The following is an 891-nucleotide window of genomic DNA, read 5'->3' on the forward strand; positions in this document are numbered from 1 at the left end:
TGTTACGGGAACTATTTCTTTTTATCTCATCTAGTTTCTATGTCTCCATAGATGTCCAAATGTGATTCCTTTTGCGAGAGAATTGGCAACGCTTGATAGTTTGAGTAATAGCATGATGGATATAATGGACAAGACGAGAGCTCCCCCAAACATGGAGCTTATATTCTGGTTTTGATCGAATTTCATATCGCTCAAATAGTTTGCAAAGATATTCATCACCAGATTAAATACAGTGGCTAAGAGTAGAAAGAGGATTATATAATTGACGACTTGGATTATCCATTGCTCGAAAAGGCGATGAGTTGGTTGCCAGAGCAAAGCAATGATGAAGAGTGGTCCCCATCCTACGAGAAGTGTAATAGCGATTTTTGTTAGGAGCACGAGACCACCACCGATTGCTACTACGAGGCTTGTTGCCAACAAGATGATGATGCCTAAGAGACTGTAAAGCAGTCCATTGGCTTCGAAGAAGACGGTTTCTTCGAAAAGACGGCCTGCATATTGAAATCCTTTGGTTGCTGTTGTGTCCAGTAAATTCATTAATTGTGTATTATCGAGTGGATTTGTTATGAGCGCTTTTGATAACTCATAGGGCATTTGTGTTATCAAACTCGCAATTTCATTCTGATAAAGTCCTGTGGTAAGAGCTATTGAAGTAATAATACTTATCCGTAGGAAACGATTTACAAATCCGGAGAGAGGCATATCTATAGCGCCCCGAATGATGAGCCAACCATAGATGATGAAAGCAATTGTGATACCGATTGAAACAAAGGGTGTAATTGTAGCTATTGTTTTTGAGGAAATATCCGTGACATATGTTTTTGTTATCTGATCAATTTTATTGAAAAGTTGCGTGAACACTGTAAAGTTCATGGAATTCCTCTTTAA

1 protein-coding gene is annotated in these 891 nt (G+C 38.6%); it reads right to left on the reverse strand.

Features of this window, described 5'->3' with window-relative positions:
* Positions 1-30: 30 nt before the first annotated feature.
* The gene (locus ACFILL_RS09375) at positions 31-876 is read right to left on the reverse strand and encodes a type IV secretion system protein (protein ID WP_375643850.1); all 846 of its coding nucleotides are present in this window, start codon (positions 874-876) and stop codon (positions 31-33) included.
* Positions 877-891: the final 15 nt, after the last annotated feature.

Origin of the sequence: Bartonella sp. AP20NXHL, from assembly GCF_042196165.1 — a bacterium.
GTDB lineage: Bacteria > Pseudomonadota > Alphaproteobacteria > Rhizobiales > Rhizobiaceae > Bartonella.